This is a genomic window from Caulobacter sp. Root1455, from assembly GCF_001426905.1.
GTDB lineage: Bacteria > Pseudomonadota > Alphaproteobacteria > Caulobacterales > Caulobacteraceae > Caulobacter.
The window spans coordinates 83,103-108,580 of the sequence record NZ_LMFQ01000024.1 but is presented as its reverse complement, the minus strand read 5'-3'; the positions used below and the strand labels follow the sequence as shown (position 1 = coordinate 108,580).

17 protein-coding genes are annotated in these 25,478 nt (G+C 70.4%); 10 read left to right on the top strand and 7 right to left on the bottom strand.

What is annotated here, in order from left to right; translation table 11 throughout:
• The first annotated feature begins 121 nt into the window (after positions 1-121).
• The 6 genes from ASD21_RS17940 to ASD21_RS17915 all read left to right on the top strand — a co-directional run bounded on the left by ASD21_RS17940 (position 122) and on the right by ASD21_RS17915 (position 7,196).
• Complete coding sequence (locus tag ASD21_RS17940; protein ID WP_056444461.1) at positions 122-448, top strand: hypothetical protein; 327 nt, start codon at positions 122-124, stop codon at positions 446-448.
• Positions 449-487: 39 nt separating this feature from the next.
• Positions 488-2,974 (top strand): cation-translocating P-type ATPase, encoded by a 2,487-nt coding sequence (locus tag ASD21_RS17935; RefSeq protein WP_056444457.1) that lies wholly within the window; start codon positions 488-490, stop codon positions 2,972-2,974.
• 115 nt (positions 2,975-3,089) lie between these two features.
• Positions 3,090-3,950, top strand: coding sequence for a bestrophin-like domain (locus ASD21_RS17930; RefSeq protein WP_056444454.1), 861 nt, complete (start codon positions 3,090-3,092; stop codon positions 3,948-3,950).
• Between the two features lie 375 nt (positions 3,951-4,325).
• Positions 4,326-5,435, top strand: coding sequence for a putative urea ABC transporter substrate-binding protein (locus ASD21_RS17925; RefSeq protein WP_056444451.1), 1,110 nt, complete (start codon positions 4,326-4,328; stop codon positions 5,433-5,435).
• A gap of 179 nt (positions 5,436-5,614) precedes the next feature.
• Positions 5,615-6,433 carry an ABC transporter permease gene (locus ASD21_RS17920; RefSeq protein ID WP_056444448.1) on the top strand — a complete coding sequence of 273 codons (819 nt, stop codon included), beginning with the start codon at positions 5,615-5,617 and terminating at the stop codon, positions 6,431-6,433.
• A 1-nt stretch (position 6,434) separates the two neighbouring features.
• Positions 6,435-7,196: an ABC transporter ATP-binding protein gene (locus tag ASD21_RS17915; protein WP_056444445.1), complete on the top strand. Its 762-nt coding sequence runs from the start codon at positions 6,435-6,437 to the stop codon at positions 7,194-7,196.
• 86 nt (positions 7,197-7,282) lie between these two features.
• Here the strand turns inward: ASD21_RS17915 and ASD21_RS17910 are convergent, their stop codons facing one another.
• From ASD21_RS17910 to ASD21_RS17885, 6 genes are all read right to left on the bottom strand, one after another.
• Positions 7,283-7,606, bottom strand: a complete 324-nt coding sequence (locus ASD21_RS17910; protein WP_056444442.1) for a DUF3892 domain-containing protein — start codon at positions 7,604-7,606, stop codon at positions 7,283-7,285.
• Between the two features lie 180 nt (positions 7,607-7,786).
• A complete protein-coding gene (gene atzF / locus ASD21_RS17905; RefSeq protein WP_056444438.1) occupies positions 7,787-9,586 on the bottom strand; it encodes an allophanate hydrolase in 1,800 nt (599 codons plus the stop codon).
• On the bottom strand, positions 9,583-13,227 hold the full coding sequence (uca, locus tag ASD21_RS17900) for an urea carboxylase (RefSeq protein WP_056444435.1): 3,645 nt from the start codon (positions 13,225-13,227) through the stop codon (positions 9,583-9,585). Before uca ends, atzF begins: the two co-directional genes overlap by 4 nt.
• 10 nt (positions 13,228-13,237) lie before the next feature.
• On the bottom strand, positions 13,238-13,867 hold the full coding sequence (locus ASD21_RS17895) for an urea amidolyase associated protein UAAP2 (protein WP_056444433.1): 630 nt from the start codon (positions 13,865-13,867) through the stop codon (positions 13,238-13,240).
• A gap of 7 nt (positions 13,868-13,874) precedes the next feature.
• Positions 13,875-14,699 (bottom strand): urea amidolyase associated protein UAAP1, encoded by an 825-nt coding sequence (locus ASD21_RS17890; protein ID WP_056444430.1) that lies wholly within the window; start codon positions 14,697-14,699, stop codon positions 13,875-13,877.
• Positions 14,699-15,169, bottom strand: a complete 471-nt coding sequence (locus ASD21_RS17885) for a CopG family ribbon-helix-helix protein (RefSeq protein WP_156390704.1) — start codon at positions 15,167-15,169, stop codon at positions 14,699-14,701. Before ASD21_RS17885 ends, ASD21_RS17890 begins: the two co-directional genes overlap by 1 nt.
• Before the next feature lie 482 nt (positions 15,170-15,651).
• Here ASD21_RS17885 and ASD21_RS17880 point away from each other — a divergent pair, with 482 nt between their 5' ends.
• Positions 15,652-22,008 carry an autotransporter domain-containing protein gene (locus ASD21_RS17880; RefSeq protein ID WP_056444426.1) on the top strand — a complete coding sequence of 2,119 codons (6,357 nt, stop codon included), beginning with the start codon at positions 15,652-15,654 and terminating at the stop codon, positions 22,006-22,008.
• Between the two features lie 60 nt (positions 22,009-22,068).
• On the opposite strand, the gene ASD21_RS17875 is transcribed toward ASD21_RS17880, so the two are convergent.
• On the bottom strand, positions 22,069-22,458 hold the full coding sequence (locus tag ASD21_RS17875; protein WP_056444423.1) for a helix-turn-helix transcriptional regulator: 390 nt from the start codon (positions 22,456-22,458) through the stop codon (positions 22,069-22,071).
• 31 nt (positions 22,459-22,489) lie between these two features.
• On the opposite strand from ASD21_RS17875, the gene ASD21_RS17870 reads away from it, so the two are divergent.
• The 3 genes from ASD21_RS17870 (at position 22,490) to ASD21_RS17860 (ending at position 25,477) form a co-directional block, all read left to right on the top strand.
• Positions 22,490-23,536: an alpha/beta hydrolase gene (locus ASD21_RS17870; protein ID WP_082554838.1), complete on the top strand. Its 1,047-nt coding sequence runs from the start codon at positions 22,490-22,492 to the stop codon at positions 23,534-23,536.
• Positions 23,537-23,606: 70 nt separating this feature from the next.
• Positions 23,607-23,963, top strand: coding sequence for a PilZ domain-containing protein (locus ASD21_RS17865; protein WP_056444418.1), 357 nt, complete (start codon positions 23,607-23,609; stop codon positions 23,961-23,963).
• Between the two features lie 212 nt (positions 23,964-24,175).
• A complete protein-coding gene (locus ASD21_RS17860) occupies positions 24,176-25,477 on the top strand; it encodes an efflux RND transporter periplasmic adaptor subunit (RefSeq protein ID WP_056444416.1) in 1,302 nt (433 codons plus the stop codon).
• Position 25,478: the final 1 nt, after the last annotated feature.

Below are 25,478 nucleotides of genomic sequence, written 5' to 3'. Positions count from 1 at the left end.
CCGGGGGCCTTCGACCGTCTGAAGGCGAGACGCCCGACCGAACTTGACCCAGGTCAACCCAAGTCGCCGCGAGAGGGCGTGTTCTGGGGCGTCACCCACCCCCAAACTCCAAGGCAGGACAATGTCAGCTCGCAAGATCAAGACGCTCGCCCGCGACGGCCGCGACGCTTTCGAAAACGTCACCGATCACTTCAAGATCATGGTCGACCACCTGGGCCAGGACGCCAGCGACGCGGTCTCGGTGAGCGCGGTGGCCCTGGGCCACGCGGCCATCGAACTGGTCGGTGACGTCCAGGCCAAGCTCGATCGTCTCGAGATGGCCGCGGAGCGACAAATCCGGCGCCATCCCGGCCAGGCGCTGGCCGGTTCCGCGGCCGGCGTGGCCCTGATCGCCGTCGCCGCCGGCCTCGTCACCTATGCCGTGACCCGGCGGCCTCGCGACGCCTAGCCAAGTCGCCTTGTGCAGTCTGGCGAGACGGAGGCGCAGGTGACCGAACGCACCCAGGGTCTGGACGAGGGCGAGGCGGCGCGTCGTCTCGCGCTGGTTGGTCCCAATCAGCTCGATCCGCCGCGTACGCGCTCGGTGGCGCAGATCGTGCTGGCGACGATCCGCGAGCCGATGTTTGGACTGCTGTTGGCCGCCTCGGCCCTCTATCTGGCGGTCGGCGATCTGGCCGAAGGCCTGCTGCTGACCCTGGCGGCGGTCGCCACCATCGTCCAGGTCGTGTTCCAGGAAGCGCGCAGCGAACGGGCGCTCAAGGCGCTGCGCGACTTGGCCGAGCCCATGGTGCGGCTGGTGCGGGACGGGGTCGAGCGGCTGGCGCCGTCGCGTTCGCTCGTTCCGGGCGACATCGTCCTGGTAGGCGAGGGGCAGCGCGTGCCCGCCGACGGCCAGTTGATCGACGGCGAACTGCTGACCATCGACGAAGCGGCCTTGACGGGCGAGTCGGTCCCGGTTCAGCGCGCGCCGGGATCGGCGGGCCTGTCCGACGCGATCTTCGGGGGCACGCTGATCGTCTCGGGCCAGGGGGTGGCCGAGGTGACCGCGACGGGACCGCGAACCGCCATCGGCAAGATCGGCGCGGCCCTGGCGACGCTGGCCCCCCCCGAGGACCCGCTCAAGAAAAGCATCGCGAGGCTCGTCGGGTGGCTCGGCCTGGCCGCCGGGCTGTTCTGCCTGCTGGTCGTCGTCACCTACGGGCTGATGCGGGGCGATTGGCTCGAGGCCGCCCTGGCGGGCATCACGGTCGCGATCGCGATGATCCCGGAAGAGTTTCCGATGGTGCTGTCGATCTTCCTGGCCCTGGGCGCATGGCGGCTTGGCCGCCACAACGTGCTGGTTCGCCACGGGGCGGTGATCCAGACCCTCGGCGGCGCCACCGTGCTGTGTGTCGACAAGACCGGGACCCTGACCGAAAACCGCATGACGGTCGCCAGGCTCTGGGCGGAGGGCGCGCAAGGCCCGCCCACGCCGCCGGACGCCTCCGATCCGCACCCGCTGCTGGCCACCGCGGCCCTGGCCAGCGCTCCGCGCCCGGTCGATCCGATGGACCGGGCGCTCATCGCCTTGGCCTGTCCGCCCGCCGACGCGCGCCTCGAACGGGTCTGGCCCTTGCGAACGGGACGCCTGGCCGTCGTTCAGGCCTGGCGCCGGGGCGATCAGAGTCTGCTGATGGCCGCAAAGGGGGCGCCGGAGGCGATCTTCGCCCTGTGCCGTCTCGCGCCCGGGGAGACGACGTCCATCCGCGCGGCGCTCGACGTCCTGGCGATCGATGGCCTGCGCGTGCTGGCCGTCGCCGAGGCGGTCGGGGAGGGCGCCGCGCCGGACGAGCCCGAGGTCGTCAGGTTCGTCTTCCGCGGCCTCGTCGGGTTCGCCGATCCGTTGCGCGCCGACGCGGCCGCCGCCGTGCGCGAGGCGCGGGCCGCCGGCGTCAAGGTGATGATGATCACCGGCGACTATCCGGCCACGGCCCTGAACATCGCGCGCCAGGCCGGCCTCGACGTGCGGGCGGGCGTTCTGACCGGGGATGACATCGCTCGGCTCGATCAGGCGGCGCTGCGCGCGCGCCTGGCGGACGTCTGCGTCTTCGCGCGCGTACGGCCCGAACAGAAGCTGGCGCTGGTGGAGGCCCTGAAGGCCAATGGCGAGATCGTCGCCATGACCGGCGACGGGGTCAACGACGCGCCGGCCTTGGAGGCGGCCCATATCGGCATCGCCATGGGGCGGCGCGGGACGGACGTGGCCCGCGAAGCCGCCGACCTCATCCTGCTGGACGACAGTCTGGCGTCGATCGTCGGCGGCGTGCGGCTGGGCCGACGGATCTACGACAATCTGCGGCGCGCCCTGACCTATGTCACCGCCATCCACGTGCCGATCGCCGGCCTGGCCCTGGCGCCGGTGCTGCTCGGCGCGCCGCCGATGCTGTTTCCAGTGCAGGTGGTGTTTCTCGAACTGATCATCGACCCGGTCTGCTCGCTGGTCTTCGAAGGCGAGCCCAGTGATCGCCAGAGCATGCGGCGGCCGCCGCGCTCGCCTCGGGCAAGCCTGTTCGGGCCGCGGCAGATCGCGCTCGGCGTCTTGCAGGGGCTGACCATTCTGGCCGCCGTGCTGGCGCTCTACCTCTGGGGCCTGACGTTCATGTCCGCCGCCCAGGCGCGGGCCGGAGCGTTCGTGGCGCTGGTGATCGGCAACCTGACCCTGGCCGTCACCGACGCCGCGGGGCGTGACGGACGCCTGCTGGATGCGCGGCGCTGGGTTTTCTGGACCATCGCGGGGACGGCGGGCGCCATCCTGCTGTTGGTGTTCTTGACGCCGGGTTTGGCGGCCCTGTTTCGCATGGCGAGGCCGCCGGCGGCGTTTGCGGCAATCTGCGTCGCCACGGGCATCTCGGCGGCCAGCTGGGCCTGGCTGTCGCGGAGGATGCGGCGGCCCGATCCACGGGAGTCCGCGCCCGGTGTCGGCGAGAGCGCTTGATCTCGCTCAAAGCGCGAAGCTAAGGCGCGCGCACCCTGACGTCGTGGAGAATCTAGCGAGAGCCGTGAGGCGCGCGGTTGACGACGCCCGTGACCGCCGAACTGAGGAGCCGCCGATGGACTGGCAAATCTTGGAAGCGTGGCTGAGCAGCGCGAACCTGTCTGTGATCGCGGCCTGCCTCTTCGCCGCGCTGTGCGCGGCGGCGGTCGCGGGGGCGATGCTTCATGACTACCGCCGTCGCAAGCGGGGCGCGGACGCGGACGCCGAGAGCGGGCAGGAGGGATACATCGTCTCGGCGGTGCTTGGGCTGCTGGCGCTTCTGTTGGGCTTTACGTTCTCCATGGCGGTGGATCGCTTCGACGCCAGGCGTTTCCTGGTGCTCGAGGAAGCCAACGCCATCGGCACCACCTACCTGCGCGCCCAGTTGCTGCCCGAGCCGCACCGGGCGCGCATCACGCATATTCTGGTTCAGTACACGGACAACCGTCTGGTGCTGGCCAAGGCGGCCTCCGGCAGTCCGGCTCAACAGGACTCCCTGCGGGTCAACGACGCGCTGATCACGGACCTCTGGGCGGCGACCAGCGCCGCCTTCGACAGCGTGAAGACCTTGGACTTCTCCAGCGTCTTCCTCAGCTCGGTCAACACCGTCATCGACCTCGACGCCTCGCGCAAGATGGCGCGCGTGACGCGCGTGCCGACCGAGGTGTTCGGTGTCCTGATCATATTCCTCGTGGCGACGGCCGCGGTGCTGGGCTACGTGCTGAGAGGCATGCAGAGCCGCCGCGAGGCCGGGCTGCTCCTGGCGCTCCTGACGCTCTCGCTCATCCTGATCATCGATATCAACCGTCCGTTGCTCGGCGGCGTTTCCGAGAGCCAGCGGCCCATGGAGGACCTCCGCGCGTCGCTCGCCGCGCGCCCGCCGGCGGTTTTCGACAAGTGGCGATCCCAGGACTCGCCCGGCGTCGGGCAGCGGTGAAGGGGTCAAGCCGCTGCTGGGTTGATCCTGCTCCGGCGTCGGTTTCAGGTCAGCCAGTATCGGCCGCCCCGCGCCGCGAAGCCGTCGCGGATCAAGCGCAGCAGGCCGGTCGCCAGTTTGGACAGCATGATCGCAACCCTCCCTGCGAAGACTTCACGCTGGGTGATGAACGGGGCGGAGGCAAACCTGGCCTTGGCGGGCGCGTGAGGGCGGGCGTGAACGGCGCGGGATGCGGCGCCTGAGGGCCGAGGGGCCTGCTTTTTTGGCAGATCGGCGTGGAGGCGAGCGCGCCAGCGGCCTGTCGGCGGTATTACGATTGCGACAACTCGTAATATGTCGAACGCTGCCTTCAGCGAATTTGGAGGGAGCCCGCTCATGACTGTCTTGTTCACCCGCAAGCGTTTCATCGCGGCCATGGCCGCGACTTGCCTGGCCCTGGCCTCGTGCGGACCCAAGCCCGCCGAGAAGACGGAAACCGCTCCGGCGGCGGCGCCCGCCAAGACCAGCTACAAGATCGGCTGGACGATCTATGCCGGGTGGATGCCCTGGGCCTACGCCCAGCAGTCCGGGATCGTGAAGAAGTGGGCCGACAAGTACGGCGTCGAGATCGAGCTGGTGCAGATCAACGACTATGTGGAGTCGCTGAACCAGTTTTCGGCCGGCAAGCTGGACGGCGTGACCGCCACCAACATGGACGCCCTGACCGTTCCGGCCGCCGCCGGAAAGGACACGACCGTCCTGATGATCGGCGACTATTCCAACGGCAATGACGGGGTGATCCTGAAGAACGGCGCGACCCTGGCCCAGATCAAGGATCGGCCGGTCAATCTGGTCGAGCTGTCGGTCTCGCACTACCTGCTGGCCCGCGCGCTCGAGACGGCCGGGCTGAAGATGGCCGACGTCAAGACGGTCAACACCTCCGACGCCGACATCGTCGCCGCCTACGGCGCCGCCGACACCAAGGCCCTGGTGACCTGGAACCCGCAGCTGTCGGAAGTGAAGAAGATGCCCGGCGCGACCGAGGTGTTCGACAGCTCCAAGATCCCCGGCGAGATCCTCGACGGCCTGATGGTCAGCACCGACGCGCTGAAGGCCAACCCCAATCTGGGCAAGGCCCTGACCGGAATCTGGTACGAGACCATGGCCCTGACCGTCGCCCAGACCCCGGAAGGCAAGGCGGCCCGCGAGGCGATGGCCAAGCTGTCGGGCTCGGACCTGGCCGGCTTCGAGAGCCAGCTGAAGACGACCTATCTCTACGCCGATCCCAAGGCCGCCCTGGCCGCGACGGTCAGCCCGGACCTGGTCACCGCCAACGACCGCGTCCGCAAGTTCAGCTTCAGCATGGGGCTGTTCGGCCAGGGCGCGAAGTCGGTGGACGACATCGGCATCAGCTTCCCCAATGGCAAGACGCTGGGCGATCCGGCCAATGTGAAGCTGCGCTTCGATCCGACCTATGTGCAGCAGGCGGTGGACGGCAAGCTGTAGAGCGTATCGACTTCCAAAAAGCCGTGCGTGGTCCTCGTCCTTCGACAAGCTCGGGATGAGGACCGTTTCCAAGGCCGCGGCAGTCGAAAACCTCATCCTGAGCTTGTCGAAGGACGAGGTTTTCGGCGGCCGGGGCAGGGCGGCTTCCTGATGGATATCAAAGGACCCAGACCCGCTTCATGCGCCGCTTGTTGAACGTCAGACCCCGAGGCGGCCTAAGCGTCCTGCTCGGCCTCGTGCCTCTGCTGGCGGTGGCGCTGGTCTATCTGATGGCGTCCCAGGCCCGCCACGCCGAGAACCCGCGCGACAAGCTGTTGCCGACCCCGACCGCCATGGTCGAGGCGGTGCAAATGATGGCCAGGGTCGATCCGCTGACCGGCGACGCGCCGCTGGTGGTCGACACCGTGGCCAGCCTCAGGCGGATCGGGACCGCTCTGGGGATCTCGACCGCGCTCGCCCTGGTGCTGGGCTTGAGCCTGGGCCTGCTGCCCCTGCTGAGGGCCAAGTTCGGGCCGCTGGTGGCGGCGATCGCCGTGGTGCCGCCGATCGCGATCCTGCCCATCCTGTTCATCGTCTTCGGCTTGGGCGAGACGGCCAAGATCGCCCTGATCGTCATCGGCATCACCCCGGTCATGGTCCGCGACCTGGCCGCCCAGGTCGGCGCCATTCCCGAGGAGCAACTGGTCAAGGCCCAGACCCTGGGCGCCAGCACCTGGCAGCTGGCCCTGCGCGTGGCGCTGCCCCAGGCCATGCCGCGGCTGATCGACAGCCTGCGCCTGTCGCTGTGTCCCGCCTGGGTCTATCTGATCTCGGCCGAGGCCATCGCCGCCGATGTCGGCCTGGGCTACCGGATCTTCCTGGTCCGCCGCTATCTGTCGATGGACATCATCCTGCCCTACGTCGTCTGGATCTCGATCCTGGCCGTGGCCATGGACGTGGCGCTGAAGCTGGTCAGCCGCCGCTTCTACCCCTGGGCCCATCCCGCGCGGGGGCGCTGAGATGGACCTGCTGACCTTCCGCAACGTCTGGGTCGAGTACGGCGACAAGGTCGTGCTCGAGAATGTCGATCTGTCGATCAAGCAGGGCAGCTTCGTCTCGATCGTCGGACCGTCCGGCGCGGGCAAGAGCACCTTCCTGCGCCTGGCCCTGGGTCAGGAGGCCCCGACCAAGGGCGCGATCGACCTGGACGGCCGCAAGCTGCGCGCCGAGCCGGGCCCCGACCGGGGCGTGGTGTTCCAGAAATATTCGGTGTTCCCGCACCTCAGCGCCCGCGACAACGTGGTGTTCGGCCTGGACTGCGCGGGTTCGATGTTCCGGGGACGGCTGTCGGGCGCCAGGCGTCGCGCGGCCCTGGAGCAGGCCGACGCCATGCTGGCCGCCGTCGGCCTGGGCGACAGCGGCGACGTCTATCCCGCCCAGCTGTCGGGCGGCATGCAGCAGCGCCTGGCCATCGCCCAGGCCCTGATCAAGAAGCCGCGCATCCTGCTCCTGGACGAGCCGTTCGGGGCCCTGGACCCCGGCGTGCGCCTCGACATGCACGAGCTGATCACCGGCCTTTGGCGCGAGCACGGCCTGACCATCATGATGGTCACCCACGACATCAAGGAGGCCTTCAAGCTGGGGACCCGCGTCCTGGCCTTCGACAAGCGCCGCCGCGACCCGCAGGCCCCGCACCGGTACGGCTCGACGGCGGTCTACGACTTTCCGCTGGACAAGCCGGGCGCGGTGGGACCCGAGGCGCTGGCGGGCCTGGGCGACTAGAGCGTGGCAGCCGAAAGTGGATGCCGGTTTCGGCGCACGCCACGCTCAAGATGTTTGAACGAGAGCATATCCCAGAGGGACAGGCTCTAGGCCACCTGCGCGCTGGCGGCGGCCATTTGGGCCTCGAACTCCGGGTTCGCCGGAAGCTTCAACAGCTCATGGGGTTCGTTGCGGTCGTTGGCCGTCTTCAGATAGCGGGCGCCCGTGCGGCTGGTCAGGGCCTCGACCTTCACCTCGACGCCGTCGCGCATCACGAAGAACCGCCGCTGGCCCGCGTCGGCCAGTTTGACCGCCTGCCTGATCGTCAGGGCCCAGGGCTCTGGCGAGGGGCCGCCGACATGGGTGATCCGCTCGTAGGTGGTGTGGCGTCCGTTCTGAGCGATCCAGGTGATTTCGGCGTGCTTGGTCATCGTGCTTCCGGGTCCGGGCAGGGCGCGCGACGAGACCCGGCCAGGCGATGGTCGCGTGGCCGGGGCGTCGAAACGATTGTCTGCTGGTGCAAGAGCGCTGACGTCAGCGCGTCAGCAATCATAGCAGTTTTCAGCGATTCCGGGGAAAAATGCTTGAAACGCGCGCCGCGGCCGCGCCGGCTAGCCCGCCAGCGACGCGATATAGGCCCGCCAGCCGCCCAGGGCGGTGATGTCCGTCGCCCCGTCCAGGGCGCGCGGTTCGGCCACGAAGCCCTTCACGGAGGTTCCGTCCTCCAGGGTCACCGTGCCGATGGCCAGCGGGGCGGGGACCTCGGCCGTGAAGCTGCCGAAGGCCTCGAAGTCCAGTTCGTAGACCTCCACCAGGATCGACGCGCCGCCCCCGTCTTCATTGGCGCCCACGTGGATCAGCGCCGGCTTGGGCGGCGTGGTCCGCGCCATCGCGTAGAGCTTGTAGGCGGGAGCGGTCCTGGTCGCCGAGACCAACCGCGCCTCGCGCGAGGTCAGCTGCCAGTGCAACGGCATCCCGGCCAGGTGGGCGCCGACCACGGCCAGCTTCACGCCGGGCTTGCGCGGCGTCAGGTCCAGCGGGGGCGTGTCGGCCATGGGGAAGGTCTCCAGATAGCGCTCGGCCAGGGCCAGCAGCGCGCGGTCGGCGAAGGCCGGTCCGATCAGGGTGACGCCGAAGCCGGTCCCGTTCTCACGGAAGCCGGCGGGGACGGCGAGGGCGCTCATGTCGAGCAGGTTCACGAAGTTGGTGTAGAGGCCGAGATTGGCGTTCAGCGCGATCGGTTCGGCCAGCACTTCCTTCAGGCGATAGATGGTCGGGGCCGTGGGCAGCAGCATCACGTCCACGTCGTCCCAGATCGCTTCGGCCGCGCGGCGATAGCGCTCCAGGGCGTAGAGGCCCTTGAAGGTCTCGACGCCGGTGACCACCACCCCGCCCTGGACGATGGCGCGCACGGTCGGGTGGATCGCGCCGGGACCGTCGCGCAGCAGATCTTCTACGGCGGCCGTGCGCTCGGCCACCCAGGGGCCGCTGTACAGCAGCTTGGCGCAGTCCAGCAGCGGGGCGATGTCGATCTCGACGGGCGTCCCGCCGGCGGCGGTCATGCGGTCGAGGGCGGCGGCGTAGAGGGCGGCCGATTGCTCGTCGCCCATGAACAGGCGCTGGTCTGGGCGCGGGACGCCGAAGCGGAAGGGGCCTTCCGGCGCGGCGGGCGGCGAGGATGGCGCGCGCCGCGAATAGTCGTCCTCGGGATCGAAGGCCGTCAGCACCTCGTCCACCAGCGCCGCCCCGGCCAGGTCGGCGGCGAACACGCTGATGCAGTCCAGCGAGCGGCAGGCCGGAACCAGGCCGCGCGTGCTCCAGCGGCCCTTGGACGGCTTGAGCCCGACCAGATGGTTGAACGCGGCCGGCACCCGGCCCGAGCCGGCGGTGTCGGTGCCCAGGGCGAACGCCACCAGTCCCGCCGCCACCGCCACGGCCGAGCCGGAGCTGGAGCCGCCGCTGACGTAGGCCTGATCGAACACGCACAGCGGCGCGCCGTAGGGGCTGCGAACCCCGACCAGGCCGGTGGCGAACTGGTCGAGATTGGTCTTGCCGATCAGCACCGCCCCGGCCGCGACCAGCCGCTCGACCACGGTCGCCGAGCGCTCGGGCGTGTAGGCGAAGGCCGGGCAGGCGGCGCTGGTGGGCCAGCCGGCGACGTCGATATTGTCCTTCACCGCGAACGGCACGCCGGCCAGGGGCAGGATCTCGCCGGCCGCGATCCTCGTGTCGACGGCGCGGGCCTGGGCGAGGACCGCCTCGGCGGGCAGGCGCAGGATCCAGGCCTGGGGCTGGATCTCGTCATAGGCGGCGACCGCGTCGAGCGCCGCCTGGGCGACCTCGACAGCGCCGGCGCCGCCGTTGACGGCGTCGGCGATGACGGTGACCGACAGGCGCCGGAAGCCGCTCATGCCGCCGCCTCCAGATCGGGCGCGATCGCCACGATCGGCGCGCCGGCGGCGATGGCCTGGGCCGGCTGGGCGTAGACGGCGGTCACCACGCCGGCCGTCGGGCTGTTGACGTCGCACTCGGCCTTCATGGCCTCGATCACGGCGATCACCGTCCCGGCCTCGACCCGTTGGCCGGGCTCGACCAGCACCTTCCAGACATTGCCGCCCAGCGGGGCCTCGACCAGGTCGCTGCCGTCGGGAACGGTGACGGCCGCCGCCTCGCCGCCGTCGTCGGCCACGCCGGACAGGGCCTCGACGCGCGCGAACTCGCCCTTGGCCTCCCATTCGGCGCGCTCGGCGTCGAAGGCGGCCTGGCGCGTGGCCTGGAAGGCCGCGATGCTGTCGGCGTTCTCGGCCAGCATCCGGCGATAGTCCGACAGGCGGAAGGTCTCTTCCTCGATGCGGATCTGGCGGCGGCCCAGCGGGAAGTCGCGCCGCCATTCGACCAGTTCCTCGGCGCTGACCGGGAAGAAGCGGATCTGGTCGAAGAACCGCAGCAGCCACGGCTTGCCGTCCACGAAGGCGTCGGTCTGGCGCCAGGTGTTCCAAACCTGGATGGTCCGCCCGAACAGCTGGTAACCACCGGGGCCCTCCATGCCGTAGATGCACATATAGGCCCCGCCGATGCCGACCACGTTGGGCGGGGTCCAGGTGCGGGCGGGATTGTACTTGGTGGTCACCAGACGGTGGCGCGGATCGACCGGGGTCGCGACCGGCGCCCCCAGATAGACGTCGCCCAGGCCCATCACCAGGTAGCGGGCGTCGAAGACGATCTTCTGAACATCATCAATGCTCGCCAAGCCGTTGACCCGGCGGATGAACTCGATGTTGTCCGGACACCACGGCGCGTCGTCGCGCACGGCCTGCATGTACTTGTCGATCGTTTGATAGATCGCGGGGTCTTTCCAGCTCAGCGGCAGGTGGACCACGCGCGACGGGATCTCGAAATCGTCGAGACCGCCCAGGCGTTCCTCGGCCGCCGTCAGGGCGGCCAGCAACTCGGCCTGGGTCAGGCGGCGGCTGTCATAGTGCACCTGCAGCGAACGGATGCCGGGCGTCAGGTCGATGACGCCGGGCAGGGCCAGGGCCCGCAGGTCCAGCAGCAGGGCGTGGATGCGCAGGCGGAGTTCGAGGTCGAGGACGATGGGGCCGTACTCGACGAGGAGGTGCTGGTCGCCTTGGCGGCGATAGGTGACGTGGGGGCGATGGCCCTGTTCGGGGAGTTCCTGAAGAACAGGTTCTCCCCCCTCCGTCGGCTTCGCCGACACCTCCCCCACGGGGGGAGGTTCGCGGAGCGTTTCGAGCAGGATTTCCTGCTCCGCCAACGCCTCCGCCGCCGCCGCGTCGTCCACCACGTCGAACCGCACCGTATCCCCCGGCGCCAGCTGCCCGGCCTTCCACAGGTCGGCCTGGACGATCACGAACGGACAGACGAAGCCGCCCAGCGACGGGCCGTCCGGACCCAGGATGATCGGCATGTCGCCGGTGAAGTCGACGGCCCCGATGGCGTAGGCGTTGTCGTGGATGTTGGACGGATGCAGCCCGGCCTCGCCCCCGTCGCGACGGGCCCACTCGGGCTTGGGGCCGACCAGGCGAACGCCGGTGCGGTTGGAGTTGTAGTGGACCTTCCAGTCCGTGCCGCCGATCATCGCCACGTCGGCCGGGGTGAAGAAGTCCGGCGCGCCGTGCGGGCCGGGCAGGACGCGGACGGTCCAGGTCTTGGTCGTGGCGGGGCGCAGGTCCCCGGCGAGCGGCGCGGCGGTCGTCGCGGGGGCGGCGTCCTTCAATCGCAGCACGTCGCCAGCGGTCAGATTGCGCCCGGCATGGCCGCCGAAGCCGCCTAGGGTGAAGGTCGAGCGGCTGCCCAGATAGACCGGCACGTCCAGCCCGCCCTGGAACAGCAGATAACCGCGCAGGCCCGCGCCGATCACGCGGCCGATCTTCAGGGTCTGGCCGGCGGCGACGGCGACCGGGGCGTAGGCCTCGACCGCCACCCCGTCGAGCTTGGCGTCGAACGCCGCGCCGGTCAGGCAGACCGCGGCGGAACGGTTGAACTTCAGGGTCGGACCCAGGGCGGTGATTTCCAGCCCCGCCGCGTCCTCGCCATTGCCCAGCAGGCGGTTGCCCAGCCGGAAGGCCAAGGCGTCCATCGGGCCGGACGGCGGCACGCCGACGTCCCAGTAGCCCTGGCGCCCGGGCCAGTCCTGGACGGTGGTGGCCGGACCGCCGCTGAGCACCTGGATGGTCTCGGGCGTCCAGGTCACGCCCTCCAGGGCGCGCGTCGAGACCTCGCCGCTGACGAAGGCCTCCGAGCGGACGACGGTGCGCAGCCAGTCCAGATTGGTCTCCAGCCCCGCCAGCCGGGTCTCGTCCAGGGCCGCCTGCAAGGCCGCCACGGCCGCCGGGCGATCGGCCGCCGTGACGATCAGCTTGGCCAGCAGCGGGTCGTAGAAGGCGCTGACCTCGGTCCCGTCCACCACCCAGCCGTCGGCGCGGACGCCTGGCGGAAACGAAACCTGGGTCAGAACGCCGGAGCTGGGGCGGTAGTCCTGGGCCGGGTCCTCGGCATAGAGCCGCGCCTGGATCGAGGCGCCCTTCGGCTCGGGCGGCGGAACGTCGAGGAAGGCGAAGTCGCCGGCCGCGCCGCGCACCATCCATTCGACCAGGTCGACGCCGGTCACCTGCTCGGTGACGCCGTGCTCGACCTGCAGCCGGGTGTTGACCTCCAGGAAGAAGAAGTCGTCGCGCTCGGCGTCGTAGAGGAACTCCACCGTGCCGGCCGAGCGGTAGTTGGCGGCGCTGGCCAGGCGGACGGCGGCGTCCAGCAGGGCCGCGCGGGTGGCGGCGGGCAGGCCGGGGGCGGGGGTCTCCTCGACGACCTTCTGGTTGCGCCGCTGCAGCGAGCAGTCGCGCTCGCCCAGGGCCACCACCTTGCCGGCCCCGTCGCCGAACACCTGGACCTCGACGTGGCGGGCCTTGCGGACATAGCGCTCGAGGAACACCCCGCCGTCGCTGAAATTGCCGGTGGCCAGGCGCCGCACCGCCGCGAAGGCCTCGCTGACCGCCTCGGCCGTCTCGCAGACCCGCATGCCGATGCCGCCGCCGCCGGCCGTGGCCTTCAGGATGACCGGGAAACCGATGCGTTCGGCCGCTTCCAGGGCCGCCGCCGGATCGATCAGCAGGTCGGTGCCCGGCGCCAGGGGCACGCCGTGGGCCTGGGCCAGGTCGCGGGCCGTGTGCTTGAGGCCGAAGGCGCGGATGTTGTCGGCGGTCGGACCGACGAAGGCGATCCCCGCCGCTTCACAAGATTCCGCGAAGTCCGCGTTTTCGCTGAGGAAACCGTATCCCGGATGAATGGCCTGGGCGCCCGTCGCCTTGGCCGCCGCCAGGATCAGGTCGGCGCGCAGATAGCTTTCCGCCGCCGGCGCCGGGCCGATCCGCACAGCCTCGTCGGCCAGGCTGACGTGCAGCGAGCCGGCGTCGGCGTCGCTGAACACCGCCACGGACTTCACGCCCATGGCCTTCAGGGTACGGATGATCCGGCAGGCGATGGCGCCGCGGTTGGCGATCAGGACCTTGTCGAAAGGAACCTTGTCGAGCATGGGCGCGGGCCTATTCCGAAACGATCATGCGCACAGGCGTCGGATTGAAGCCGTTGCAGGGGTTGTTGATCTGCGGGCAGTTGGAGACCACCACCACCACGTCCATCTCGGCCCGCAGGTCGACATAGAGGCCGGGGGCCGAGATGCCGTCGACGATGCCCAGGGCCCCGTCGGCCTCGACCGGCACGTTCATGAACCAGTTGACGTTGCTGACCATGTCGCGCTTGCCGCGTCCGTGGCGGGCGTTGGCGGTCAGGAAGTTCTCGACGCAGGCGTGCTGAGCCTTGGTGTGGTGGCCGTAGCGCAGGGTGTTGCTCTCGCAGGAGCAGGCCCCGCCGATGGTGTCGTGATAGGCCACGGCCGTGGCGGTGACCGTCATCATCGGCGCGCCCTCGTTGGACAGCAGCACCGAGCCCTCGCGCAGGAAGACGTTGCCCTGGGCGGCGATGGTGTCCTGGGCGCTGTAGCGCTCGGCGTCGTCGGCCGCGCTGTAGGCCAGGAAGTCGACCGCCTGGTTGCCCTCCAGATCGACGATCCGCAGGGTCTGGCCAGCCTTGACCTCGTGCAGCCAGGGCGCGCGGGCGGGCACGACCTCGTCGTGGACCACGGTTCCGGACAGCGGGGGCGGGGTGTGCGTCATGCGGCCCTCAGTGACGGTAGTAGTCTTCGACGTTGAGGAAGGCGCGCAGGCCTTCCGGCGTCGCGTTGCGGATCGGATCGGCCTCGGGGGTGACCTGGCCGCGCCAGGCGGTGGCGCGCAGGGCGGTCGCCGCATAGTCGGGGCGCGGGTCCAGCACGTGCGGGCAGTTGGCGACCACGACGATCAGGTCCATCTCGGCGCGCAGGGTGACGAACCGACCCGGCGGGTAGGGGCCGACATCGATCACCGTCTCGCCGCCCTGGGCGATCCGCACATCCTTGAACAGGTTCAGGCACGGATGGATGTCCTTGCGGCCCAGGCCGAACTTGGCCACGCCCAGCGAGAAGCGGTCGCGGGCGTTGGGGTGGGCGCCGTGGTTGAAGCCGTCGCCGTACTTGCGGGCGTTGCTGGCCTGGCTGGAGGCGCCGCAGAAGGCGTCGTGGGTCCCGGCCGTGTCCTCCACCAGGCTGGCCAGCACCCGGCCCATGTCCGACAGCAGCAGGCGCCCTTGGCCCAGATAACCGTTCCACTGCACCTTCAGGGTGTCGGCGATGTTCAGGCGCTCGACCGGGCGCTCGGCGTTGAACAGCAGCAGCGACGGGCTGGCGTCGCCGGCCAGGTCGGTCAGGCGCAGGCGGGTCCCGCGCGCGATCTGGCGGCCGGCATAGCCGCCCGGCGCGATCGTCTCGTCCCAGACCACGTCGTCGGCGGCGACGCCCAGCGGCAGGTCGACGGCGTCGGTGGCCGGCACGGTGGGCATGGCCTCGGCCCGGGTCCCGGCCTGGGCCCGCGCGTGGGCCTGGGCGGCGTAGGGATCGGCGGTGCCGCTCATCAGACGACTTCTCCTTCTTCGCCGTGGAAATGCAGCGGCGGCAGCAGGGCGGTGGTGGTCACCAGCTTGATCTGCTGCACGCCGCGCACCTTGCGCAGGTCGTCGCAGAGCTGTTGAAGGCGCTCGAACGGACCCTGGACCAGCAGGACCTCCATGGCCTGATCGTCCTCCAGGAAGACGTTCTGGGCCGAGATCACCTCCTTGACGAAGCTGAGCTGCGTCTGGGCCAGGGCATGGCGCACCCGGCCGCTTTCGGCCCGATAGATCAGGGTGATGGTGCCGGCCAGGACGGCGTCGGGACGCTCGGCGCTGTGCTCGGCCAGTTCGTGGCGGATCAGTTCGGCGATCATCTGCGAGCGGCTGGGCAGGCCGCGCTCGGCGACCATGGCGTCCAGCTGCGCCATCAGCTCGGCCGGCAGGCTGATGCTCAGGCGGGCGAGTGTCGAGGAGGGCGTGTCCATGGGATGCATCCGACGGTGAATATTACGAAGGATGCAATATGTAATACTGCCCGCGCAGCAGGTCGATGCCGGGCGCCTCGGTTTTGGGCGATCGGCGACCGATCGTTACGCAGCCGAAGCGCGCGCCGGACGCGATCTGGGCCCAGGCCGCGCCTCGTGCGCTCGGCGGTGACAGGTCCCGTTTTCCGGTCCGCGCCCAATGTCCGCCGTCGGCGCCGAGCCGCCACATGATCGCGCGAGTAGGCGTCCTTTCGTGCGCGTTTCATGCGCCGCCTCCGTTGTGGATGAGAATCTTTTGCTCCGATCACCCCCCTCAAACGGGGGTTGTCGCCTTGGTCCAGGCCCCGCTAGCTCCGACGCTGTCGTTCGGGGAACGGCGAATGTCCAGTGGCTGAGTGGGGTGAAACATGTCGGGAATCGAAATCAAACGCGGTAAGGCTCGACGCAATCCGCGAGCCTTGTGGCTGACGGGAACGGCTCTGGGATGCTCGTTGCTGGTCCAGCCGGCCGCCGCCCTGGCCGCCGAAGAATGCGGCGCGCCCGCCAGCGGGGTGGTCACCTGTTCGGCCCCCGTCACCACCGGCGTCAGCTACACGACGATCGACGATCTGATTCTGAACCTGCCCGCCTCGGTCTCCAACACCGGCGCGATCGCGGTGGACGTCGCCGGCGGGGCCGGCGATATCGGGATCGTGGCGGTCGACATCGCCACCAGCGGCGACAACGCCCCGGGTCTGGTGGTCAACACCACCAGCGGCGCGATCGACATCGCCGTGACCAAGGCGGCCACAGCCGGAACCGGCTTCACCGGCGGCGACACCAACGACGCGATCATCGCCCAGTCGGTCAGCGGCGCGATCAAGGTCAAGGCCGGCGAGCTGTCGACGGCCGGAACCTATACTTCGGCCGTCGCGGCGGGCTCGCAGACCGGCGACGTCTTGGTCGAGATCGACAAGGTCGCCTCCTCCGGCCTGGGCGGCGGCGTCGTGTCGGCCCGTTCGCTGAGCGGTCCCGCCGGCGCGCCGACCAGCGGCGGCAAGGCGACCGTCGTGGTCGGCGAGGCCACGGTCACGCGACCCAACGGCGTCATCGGCGCCTATGCGTTCGGCGACGTGTCGGTGACCGTCGGCAAGATCGTCGCGACCGGGGGGCCGGCCACTGGCTATTTCGGCGAGACGGTCTTTGGCCAGGCGATCGGCGCGCGCAGCTACGGCGGCGACGTCAGCGTCAAGGTCGACGAGCTGTCGACCAGCGGCGTGGGCTATCTGGGGGTGACCGCCACGGCCCTGGCCGGCGACGCGACCGTCGAGAGCGGAACGGTCACCACGGCCAGCGACGGCGCGTACGGAATCTATGTCCGGGCGCGCGACACGGCCAAGGTCGTGGCCGACACCACGACCACCCACGGCGCGGTCACCTATGACACCGCGACCCACTATACCGACGCCATCCGTGTCGAGGCGGCCGGCCTGATGGACGTCGCCTCGCAGCACGCCACGGCCACGGGGGCCGGCGGCTCGGCGATCCTGGCCAAGGGCGACGGGGCGATCAAGATCGTCAGCGGCGAGGCGGCGGCGACCGGCGACGTGATCACCGTGGGCGGCGTCCAGGTGTTCGCCAACGCCATCAGCGCCCAGAGCTTCCTGGGCGGCATCGACATCACCAGCGACACGGCCAGCGCCCAGGGCGCCCAGTCCTGGGCGATCTACGCCTCGGCGGCCAACGGCGCGATCAGCATCGACAGCGGGACCGCCACGGCGGCCGGGGCCGGCGGCCGGGCGATCTACGCCAACGGCGGCGGCGGGGTGACGATCAAGAGCGACACGGCCTCGACCACGGGCGCGCCCAGCGGCGCCAACGCGGCTGACGCCATCATGGCCCTGACGTTCAACAAGACCGCGAACATCAGCATCACCAGCGGTTCGGCCAGCACGACCGGAAACAACGCCCGCGGCATCTATGCCTGGACCAACGGCGACATCGCCATCGACAGCGGCGAGGTGACCACCACCGGCGCCAACGCCCACGGGATCATGGTCGATTCCGACGGGGCCATCGTCTACGCGACGCCGCACGTTCCCGCCGGCGGCGCGGGCGCGCTGAGCATCGTCAGCGACAAGGTCAGCGCCACCGGCGCGGGCTCGACCGGGATCTGGGTGGATCACGCCGGTCCGATCACGATCGACAGCGGCGAGATCACGGTCGGCAACGGCGTGGGCCTGTACGTCTACGGCCAGGACGCGGTGGACGTCTCGGCCGACAAGGTCACGGCGACCGGCACCGGCGTCGTGGTCTATGGCCGCGAGGGCGCGGTGAAGGTGGCCACGGGCGCGGTCTCGACCGGCGTTGAGGGCGACGTGGGCGTGTTCGCCCAGAGCATCAGCGGCGACATCGCGATCACGGCGGGTTCGACCCAGACCAGCGGCGACCTGGCCCATGGCTTCACGGCCGACGCCGTCGGCGGGGTGTCGACCAGCGGCGATGTCAGCGTGACCAGCGGCGAGGCCAAGACCTCGGGCCGTTCGGCCTTCGGCGCCTACGCGATCAGCCAGACCGGCGCGGTGTCGGTGGACAGCGATTCGGTGGTGACGGCGGGCCAGGGCTCGACCGGGCTCTATGCCCGCGGGGCGAGCGCCTCGGTCACCAGCGGCTCGGTCCTCACGACGGGCGACGGCGCCGGCGGCGTCTACGCGTGGTCCAACGGCGACATCGCCATCGACAGTGGCGAAGTGACCACCACCGGCGCCAACGCCCACGGGATCATGGTCGATTCCGACGGGGTCATCGTCTACGGCACGCCCCATGTCCCCGCCGGCGGCGCGGGCGCCCTGAGCATCGTCAGCGACAAGGTCAGCGCCACCGGCGCGGGTTCGAACGGGATCTGGGTGGATCACGCCGGCCCGATCGACATCGACAGCGGCGAGATAACGGTCGGCAGCGGCGCGGGTCTGTACGTCTACGGCCAGGGCGCGGTGAACATCTCGGCCGACAAGGTCGCGGCTGACGGCACGGGCGTCGTGGTCTACGGCCGCGAGGGCGCGGTGCACGTGACCACGGGCGAGGTTTCGGCCGGCGCCGCGGGCGACGTGGGCGTCTTCGTTCAGAGCACGACCGGCGATATCGTCGTCGACGCCGGCGTCACCCGCACCGCCAACACCGGGCTGAGGGGCGGCTTCACGGCCGACGGCGTGGGCGCCAGCTCGACGAATGGCGGTCACGTGACCGTCAACAGCGTCGATTCCGCCGTGGTGGGCCAATACGCCTCGGCCGTGTTCGGCGTGTCCACGGGCGGCCAGGTCGAGATCAACAGCGGCAAGGCGCGCGCCAGCAGCGCCAGCACGGTCGCCGTCTACGGCCGCGCCGACCAGGTGACGATCACCAGCCAGGACGCCCAGATCACCGGCGCCAGCGCGCGGGCGATCCAGGCTCTGGCCGATCGCGGCGACGTCGTCGTGACCTCGGATCGGGCGGTCGCCGGCGACACGGGCGGCGTCGCCATCGACCTGTTCGCCAGCCACGACGTCGACCTCACCGTCACCGGCGAAACCGTGGGCGGTCAGAGCGGGGTCCGGGTTTCGGCCCTCAACCGGGCCGAGGTCACGGTCGGGGCGGACGCCTCGATCACCTCGACCAGCGGCCCGGCCGTCGAATTCCGCGCCATCCCCGTGCCCAGCGGGCTGGGAGGCTCGCCGGCGACGGGTTACGGCGCGAGCCTGACCACGGCCGGCCATATCGGCGGCGGGACCGGAGCCTTGGCCGTGAAGTTCGGTGATGGGGCCGACACCCTGACCATCCTGACCGGCGCCAGCTTCACCGGCGCCGTCGACGGCGGGGCCGGCGTGGACAGCCTGGTGCTGAAGGGAACCTCCAGCCAGCAGAGCGCCGACCAGACGTTCGGCGGCGTTCTCGGCTTCGAAACCGCCACGGTCGAGGCGGGCGACTGGACCCTGACCGGCCTGTTGCAGACCGACAACATCGCGATCGCCTCGGGCGCGACCCTGCGCATCGACGACCGCCAGGACGCCAACGCCTGGCTCCAGACGACGACGCCGGGCACGGGTCTTTCAATCCACAATGACGGGACGCTGATCTCCCAGAGCTTCGACACCAACCTCTATGCCGACAGTGGCGTGCAATCGATCAGCGGGACGGGCGACGTCGTGCTGAACTCGGGCGCGATCCTGGCCTCCGGCGCCTGGACCTATACGGGCGTGACGCGGGTGAACGGCGGCGAGCTGTACGTGGCGACCGACATCGGCGGCGCCCTTGAGCAGACCGGCGGCGACGTGGTCATTGGCGCGGCCTACGTCACCGACGACGCCGGGTTGGGCACGGTGAAGGTCTCCGGGCCGGGCTCGGTCGGCGGCTTCGCCGGCGCCATCAAGGTCGACGGCGGGCAATTCTTCATCGGCCATGCCGGCGACTACACGCTGACCAACGCCCTGTCGGGCGCCGGCGGCGACGTGATCTGGGCGGGCGGCGGGAACCTGACCCTGTCGGGCGCCTATTCGCGCACGGGCCTGCTGACCAACGACGGCGGCCTGGTGACGATCGCCAACCTGTCCGCCGACTCGCGGCTCAACCTGAAGGGCGACGCCTTCGCCCTGGCTTCGGGCGCCAAGACCACCGGCGGGCTGTCGGGCGACGCCGACCTCGACATCGGGGCCGGGACCCTGACGATCGTCCAGATCAACGGCTCCAGCTATTCGGGCGACCTGACCGGCGCCGGCGGCCTGACCAAGTCGGGCGCCGCGACCCTGACCCTGAGCGGCGCGGCCACCTATGCGGGCCCGACCACGGTCTCGGGCGGCAAGCTGTTGCTGACCGGTTCGCTGAGCAGCGACGTCACGGTGGCCTCGGGCGCGACCCTGCAGGTTGGCGACGGCGGGACGATCGGCGACCTGACCGGCGACCTGGCAATCGCCGGCACGGCGATCTTCAACCGCTCGAACGAGTACGACTACGGCGGCGACATCACCGGCGCGGGCGACCTGGTCAAGCAGGGGGCGGCTCGCCTGACCCTGTCGGGCCAGTACGGCTTCACCGGCACGACCACGGTCCAGGGCGGGTCGGTGCGAATCCTGCACCTGCCGCAGACCGCCGAGGTCCAGGTCGACAACGGCGTGCTCGACCTCAGCGGCCTGACCCAGACCATCACCAACCTCAGCGGCGGCGCGACGGGCGAGGTCGACATCGACGGCGGGGCCCTGACCGTCAACCAGTCGGGCAGCACCACCTTCGCCGGCGCGATCACCGGCTCGGGCTCGTTCACGATCACCGGCGGCGGCGTCATCGAACTGACCGGCGCCAACACCTATACCGGCGACACCACGGTCAGCGCCGGCAAGCTGAAGATCAACGGCTCGGTGACGTCCGACGTCACGGTCGGCTCGGCGGGCGCCCTGGGCGGCTCCGGGACGATCGGCGGCGACGTGGTCGTGCAGACCGGCGGCCAGGTCACTCCCGGCAACTCGCCCGGCACCCTGAACGTGGCCGGCGACTTCACCTTCGCCAGCGGCTCGACCTATCAGGTCGAGGTTTTGCCGACCGGCGAGCACGACCTGATCGTCGTCGGCGGCGCCACCACCATCCAGGCCGGCGCCAGCGTCGCCGTGCTGGCCGGCGGTCCGGCCTCGCAATACGCGCGCCTCAGCCAGTACGGCATCCTGACCTCGGCGGGCGGAATCACGGGGCGGTTCTCCAATGTCACCAGCGACATGGCCTTCCTGACGCCCAGCCTGACCTACACGACCAACGCGGTGCGGCTGAACCTGCTGCGCAACGACATCCGCTTCGCCAGCTTCGCCACCAGCCCGAACCAGGCCCGCGTGGCCGGCGCGGCCGAAACCCTGGGTCTGGGAGCGCCGGTCTACGACGCCCTGGTCACCCAGAACGCGGCGGGTTCGGCCCAGGCCTATGACGCCCTGGACGGTCAGATCTACGCCGACGTCACGTCCGTCCTGGCGGGCGAGGCGGGACGTCTGCGCGAGGCGGTCCAGGCCCGCAGCTCGGCGTCCGCCGAGATCGCCGGCGGCTGGGGCGACGTCCTGGCGGGCTGGAGCGAGATCGACCCCGGCGCGGGCGCGGCGGGCCTGAAGGTCAACGGCGCGGGCCTGGTGGTCGGCGGCGACAAGGTGCTGGGCGAGACCCGCCTGGGCGTGGCCGCCGCCTATGGCGAAGGCCAGGCCAGGGTGTCGGCGCGCAGCAGCCGCGCCGAGGCCTCCGGCGGCCAGGTCGCGGCCTACGCCGCCACCACCTTCGGACCCCTGCGCGCCAATCTGGGCGGGGCCTACGCCTGGTCGTCGGTCGACGCCGAGCGGGTGGTGCTGTTCCCGGGCGCCCAGGATCGGCTGAAGGGCAAGTACGACGCCACGGTCGGCCAGGTCTTCGGCCAAGTGTCGGCCCCGCTGGCGCTGGGCGCGGCCTCGGTCGAGCCCTTCTTGGCGGCCAGCTATCTTCAGGTGAAGAGCGACGACTTCAGCGAAACCGGCGGCTTCGCGGCCCTGAAGGTGGACGGCGTCACGCGTGAGCTCGGCGTCGTCGACCTCGGGGTCAAGGTGAAGGGCGAGCTCGGCCTCGGCTCCACCGTGGTCCTGCGGCCGCGCGGCGCCGTCGCCTGGCGCATGGCGACCGGCGACCTGGCGGGTGAAACCGCCAACGCGTTCGCCGGCGGGACGACCCGCTTCGTGGTCAGCGGCGCCAAGTACGACGCCAACGCCCTGGCCGTCCAACTCGGCGCCGACCTGGTGTCGGGCGATCGCGCCCGGTTCGGGGTCACCTACGAAGGAACCTACGGGGAGCGGCATCAAGCCCAGGCCATCCGCGCCGGCGGCGTCTGGCGGTTCTAGGCGGCGCTTCCAGGAGGCGCTTCTGGGGGGGCGCTTCCGGAGGAGGGACGGTCGAGGGCGTTAGCGCGTCCTCGACCGGTCTTCGCCGAGGATCAGGATCAGTTCGGCCTGACGGGTCGCCCCCGTCTTGCTGAAGATCGATTTGAGGTACGACCGCACCGTATTGCGCGACAGGTTGCTGGTCAGGGCGTAGTTGGCCAGGGTGCCGCCCTCGACCAGGAAATAGGCCAGCTTGGCCTCGGCCTCGGTCAGGCCATGCTCCTCGCGATAGTTCGCCAGCGCCTGCTCCTGCGAGCGGCCCTTGGCGCGACCGAAGATTTCGAGGGCGCGCAGGACATAGGGATGGCCGGCCTCGGCCGCCTTGGTCAGGCGGGCTTCAAGGCTGGGATAGACCCGGGTCAGCGACTTGAGGTTGTCGAACAGAGCGTCTTGCTGTTTCTTGTTCGTCATAAAAGCGTGACCCGGGGAGCGTTCGCGTACAATGGTATCGATTACGACGGCTGGCTCGCGTCAAGGGCTGGTCGAATTGAAGGCCGCGCCGGAAACGCCGCGCAGGCCGTTTTCCGATTTCCGCCAGAAGGCCAGCTACGCCATCGCCCAGCGGGTGATCATGGGCCAGCTGCGCAAGGGCCTGGCCTGTCACGCCCAGGGCGAAGCGGCGTTCGCCGGCTTCCTGCGACGCGCCCGGGCCTGGCACGACCGCTATGACGGCGTGCTGCCGTCGCTGGAGGTCGACGCGACCTGGAGCGAGGCGCCCGACTTCGTCGCGCCCGCGCCGCCCACCCGCGCCGACTGGTTCGCGCCTCGGGACAAATCGCCGCGGGGCACGGTCTTCTACGTCCATGGCGGTTCGTTCGTCGCCGAGCGCAGTCCGCGAATCGGCCAACTGGTGGGCCGGTTCGCCGCGGCGGCGGAGGCCAGCGTCTATGCGCCGTCCTATCGCCTCGCGCCCGAGCATCCCTGTCCCGCGGCTGTCGACGACGTCGTCGCGGCCTGGCGCTGGCAGCGGCGTCACCGACCCGACGAACCGGTCGTGGCCCTGGCCGAGTCGGCCGGCGCGGCGATCATGATGGCCGCCTTCCAGGTGGTGCGCGACCAGGGCGAGCCGATGCCGGCCGGCATCGTGCTGCTGTCGCCCTGGCTGGACCTGTCGCTGCAGAGCTGGTCGGTCATGGCCGCCTCGATCGCCAAGACCTCGCCGCACACGATGGAGTCGCTGGCGATGTTCGCGCACTTCTATCTGCAGGGCCGCTCGGCGATCGAGCCGATCGCCTCGCCGCTGTTCGGCGGCTTCCACGGCTTTCCGCCGCTGCTGGTCCACGCCAGCCGGACCGACATCCTGTACGACGACTCCATGCGCCTGGCCGACAAGATCCGCGACGTGGGCGGCGACCTGACCCTGCGCCATTGGGCCGACGAGACCCATTTCTGGGAGCGGATGAACACGCCCAAGGCCCGGCAATCGATCGAGCTGGCGGCGGGCTTTATTCGGCGGCGATTGGACGCGGCGACGGCGTCGTCGCTATAGGCCGTCGACAGCTCACCGCCGTGACAATAAGCGGCGCCATCCGTTAACCCTGCTTGTCTAGGGTCGCCGCATGCGATCGGATGCCGAAAACAGATCAGGTGGCGTGGACCTGCGGGCCCACCCCCGTACGCCGACCAAGCGCAAAGCCTATCTGGTCGATGGCCGAAAGGCCTGGAAGTGCTCGCTGATCGACATCGCCGAAGGCGGGGCCCGCATCGCGCTCGGCGACATGGATCTGCCGGCGGAAGGCGCTTTCCTGGTGGATTCCATCGCCAAGCGGGTCCACCGGACCCGGGTGGTCTGGCGTTCCGAGAAGGAAGCCGGCCTGCAGTTCCTCGAAAGCGATACGCTGGACGGGCCGGCGGGCGGCAAGGACGGCGCGGTGAGCATCGCCACGCGCTTCGCCTGGCGGCTGACCACGGCCTGACCGCCGAAAGTCGCGACGGCGGTCCCCCGACTGGCGGCGAAGATGCGGCGCGGCAGATTTCGACCTTGAAATGCGCAGGCAACGTGGCCGGGCAACTAAGGCGGCGAGCGACTTAGCGCCGCTGTACGAGCATCCGTTTCGCCACCGTGGCGTTTGATGCTGCGGACACGGCGGCGTTCGTCCTCTCCTTGCCCCGCGCGCCTGAGATCTCGATGACCGAACCCCACCGACCGACCCGACCCGTCAGCCGCAAGGCGCAGATCATCGGCGGCGCGATCGCCTTGGCGGTTCTGGCCGGCGTGGTGTGGTTAGCCTGGAGCCTGATGCACGCGCCGAAAGGCGAGGGCGGCGGTCCAGGCGGCGGATTTGGCGGCGGACGGCGCGGCGGTCCAGCCAGCACCGTGGCCGTGGCCACCGCCGCCCAGACCGACCTGCCGGTGGTCATCGAGGCCCTGGGTACGGTGACTCCGGCCGCGACCGTCACCGTCAGGCCGCAGGTTTCGGGCGTGATCACCCAGGTGATGTTCAGGGAGGGTCAGATGGTCCGCGCCGGCCAGCCGCTGGTGCAGATCGATCCGCGTCAGTTCCAGATGGATCTGCTGCAGGCGCAGGGCGCTCTGACCCGCGACGAAGCCCAGTTGGCCAGCGCCCAGGTCACCCTGTCGCGCTACCAGACCCTGCTGGCCCAGGATTCCATCGCCCGCCAGGAGGTCGACACCCAGGCCGCGACCGTCAAGCAGCTGCAGGGCTCGGTGATGGCCGACCGGGCCGCCGTCGGCACGGCGCGGCTGAACGTCGGCTATGCCCGGATCATCGCCCCGGTCAGCGGCCGCGTCGGCCTGCGGGTGGTGGACGCCGGCAACTATGTCGGGGCGGGCGACGCGGCCGGGGTGGCGGTGATCACCACGATCTCGCCGATCGATGTCGAGTTCACCGTGCCCCAGGACGACGTGCCGCGCATCGGCGCCCGGGCCAACAGCGGCGCCGCCCTGCCGGTCATCGCCCTGGACCGGACGCGGACCACCACCCTCGACAAGGGGACCTTCTCGACCCTGGACAATGTGGTCGATGTCGGCACGGGCACCGTCAAGGCCAAGGCCCGGTTCGCCAACGCCGGCGGAACCCTGTTCCCCAGCCAGTTCGTCAATGTCCGCCTGGAGCTGGACACCATCAAGGACGCGGTGGTCGTGCCGGCCACGGCCCTGCGCCAGAGCAGCGACGGCGCCTTCGTCTGGGTGCTGAGCCAGGGCCAGACGGTGCACAAGCGCAAGGTCACGGCCGGTCCCTCGACCACGTCGCAGGTGTCGATCGTCAGTGGACTGAAGGTCGGCGAAAAGGTCATCACCGAGGGCGGCGACCGCCTGCGCGAAGGCGGCAAGGTCCAGCTGCCGGGCCAGGCCGCGGGCCGCATGGGGCAAGGCAAGGGCAAGGGGCAGCGCGCCGGCAAGGCGGGCGAGGGGCGAGGCGGGCAGGGGCAGGGCGGCGAGCGTCGCCGCCGGCAACAAGCCGAATAGG